Below are 2,964 nucleotides of genomic sequence, written 5' to 3'. Positions count from 1 at the left end.
AAGAAGAGAAGCGGTAAAAATTATTTTAGACATTAAACGATAAAATTAGTAATTTATAGACTCTTTAAGAAAAATTATCTTATTTCAGATCAAGATTTCTTAAAAAATAAATATAACAAATAAACCTTAAATGGTTGCTATATTGGGCGTATTCTCTTAACTTGAGACGCCTATGCTTTTTTTGAGCATTCCCTTAAATGGAGCTTTAACGCTCCACTAAACGGGTACCCAATTGTTCAACACTATCAATTTCAATTTGTAAAGTGTCCTTTATAAATTTATTAGTCTGTTCTATGCTCATCGTAATTATATATTTATTTTCTTGAATACGTGATAAATAGCTACATTCATGTAAGTCTAAAATTTCAATAAATTTGCTACGATCATCTTTATAGTGAAAAACTACATTAACACCCACAACTTCTTTTTCATTATATTTAATATCAAGTTTTGGTTTATGGCCATAATTTGCTCCAATAACTCTTCTTATTGAGTGTTCTATTGCCATTTTTATTATTTGAGGATTACTGCAGTCTGAAATAGGCGCTGATTTATAATTATGAGCAGTTACTTTAGCATAAACCGACTGGCTTTCTAATTTATCTGAGTATTTTTCATTAAATTCTTTTACCCTTTTAAAATGTCTTTCATATTGAGTCAACCCATCTTTTCCTTTTTTCTCCATCTTTTTCAAGAATCTCTCTACAGGCTCTTGTTTGGCTGGAGTAATTTTACGTATAAGCGGAATTTGTTTTTGTAAGATAACCCAATATGGTAAGCAGACAACTTTTGCATCTTTCGAAAATAGACCTTCTAACTTTTTCACTGCATTGTATAAGTTTGCTGATTCTGGTTTATAATGCCCACTATTATTGTCTATATAAGTTATTTTACCATCTATCACTTTTATTAAACCAGAACATAAAACTGGCCTACCACCTGCAAGAGCTGAATGACGATAAGCCCATTCGCTTTCATTAACATTAATATGTTCATGTGTTACTAGTTTTCCATCAAGCGTAATCACATAAGCTACACAACCTTTTTTTCCCTTACTAATTTTATCAGTTGTATCATGTGGTTTGCCTTTAAATCCTTTTAACTTGTTACCCTCTACTTCTGGCGTTAAGTCCACGTATAATTTTCCTTTATAAGGAATTTTAGTATGCTCTGCTTGATCATCTGGAGTAAAATACTTAACCCTTGTATTAGTTCCAGGAATTTTTTTTCCTTCAACTCCAACTTCTGGAAACAAATTATAGCGTGGAAAAAAATATGTAAATTTACTTTCTATCCAGTGCAAAATTCTGTTTATAATACCAAAAACTTTTTTGTTATTCAAATCAATAGAGAGTTGCTGTTCTTTTGGTACTGTTTTATGATCGGACTTTGTACCAGATTTGCCAAATTCTTTGGCAGCATATTTAAATTTTCCTAATAAATATTCCTTACGCTCTTTTGACACTAACACTTTTACCTTACCAGTTACTATTTTATCTTATATTGTTTTAGACAAAAAGTCAACTTCTTAAGATTTTAAGAAAAGAAAAAGCGTCAGCAAGACAGCTACCAACAATTTGAAAAATCGTCATTCCGCTACTTATTAGCGCCGCGGCGTGTTCAGCTATATGCTCCTGGATTTCAGCACACAACTGTAGGAAGATGTCATGAAAGCAGTCTTTTCGTCATTAAAAAAGTGCTTTCGTGTTTACCAATTCAGCTGGATTCCAGTGTCACGCACTGGAATGACAATTAAAGAGAAACTCCACGCACAGCTATTATCATAGGAAGATGTCATTCTAGTACTTCCTCTCTTGTCATTCAAGTAGCTCCTTTGTTGTCATCCCAGTGCTTCTTCTTTTGTCATTCCAGTGCGTGACACTGGGATGGCTTTGTTGCATCGCTCTTTGGATAGTAGATAATGTATAATAAATTCATGAAGCTATCTCAAATTTAGCGACGCCAATTTCAATAAATTTATTGAGTAAGTAGCATTTTATTAGCAATTCTTTTTCACGATTTACTTCGGATTTATTTCTAAAGCTAAACCCAAATGTTTGTTTTAGTCGCGAAAAAAAAACCTCAATATATGACCTCTTTCCATAATTTACTTTTTCTTTCCACTTCTTCATACCATCTTCATTATGTAATTTGATTAACCTAATAGCAGTGTTCCTATCAGACATGTAGTCTATTTTTAAATGCTCTGCTGCACAGGTTTTTGGTAGAATTTTTGCTTTTATATTATATTCTTTGCATAATTTATAAAGCTTATGCCTATCGTACGCCCTATCGGCATATAGTACTTTTACGACATGCTGAAAATCAACTTTTTTTAGCAGATCACAAGTGATCAGAGTAGACACCGTTACTGTATTTTACAGCTATGGCGTTTTTGCTATTTATATTCAACATTACATGCAATTTTCTTGTCTGTTCATAGCTGCGATACTTTCTATCTTTACTATTTTCCTTACTGTGACCAGGGGTATTATTATAAATACTGATACTTGTACTGTCTATGGCAATTTCAATATCTTCCATATTGTTTTTGTCAACTCTGCAATCATTGATCTTAATATTGAGTTTTTTAAACCTTCTTGAAGCCTGCGAATAGCTAATGACTGCTAAGCCTTTTCCTACTTGCTGCAAATATCCTTTTATAAACCCTACCGTTTGTCTTAAGCCAATTCTAAAGAGACTAGCGACTATATGCACTAAAATCACAACTTTATCACTGTAAATATTGTTGCCACCGAACACTTTTGGACCATGTTCGTACCAATTTTCTATTAATAAAATGAAAAATATTTCCTCTTTCTTGGAGAAATTTGTTATATTCATTGCAGTTACTGACTTTCATTTGCTGTGGCATATTTTTTCTTCAATGGTTAAATGGCTATTCTATAATGAATTTTGTCAGTAACTGCCAGTTCTTTTCTCTTGAGTGATGCAACAAAGCCA

Annotated in this window: 1 protein-coding gene and 1 pseudogene; both read right to left on the bottom strand. The window is 32.4% G+C overall.

All coding sequences use genetic code 11. The annotated features are described in order from the left end of the window. Positions 1 to 205 precede the first annotated feature (205 nt). Positions 206 to 1,471 carry a hypothetical protein gene (locus Wcon_RS08980; RefSeq protein ID WP_114517902.1) on the bottom strand — a complete coding sequence of 422 codons (1,266 nt, stop codon included), beginning with the start codon at positions 1,469 to 1,471 and terminating at the stop codon, positions 206 to 208. Positions 1,472 to 1,934: 463 nt separating this feature from the next. Further along, positions 1,935 to 2,875, bottom strand: a pseudogene (locus tag Wcon_RS13505) (IS5 family transposase). Positions 2,876 to 2,964: the final 89 nt, after the last annotated feature.

The sequence above is a fragment of the Wolbachia endosymbiont of Cylisticus convexus genome (assembly GCF_003344345.1).
This window is presented reverse-complemented; position numbering and strand designations above follow the sequence as displayed.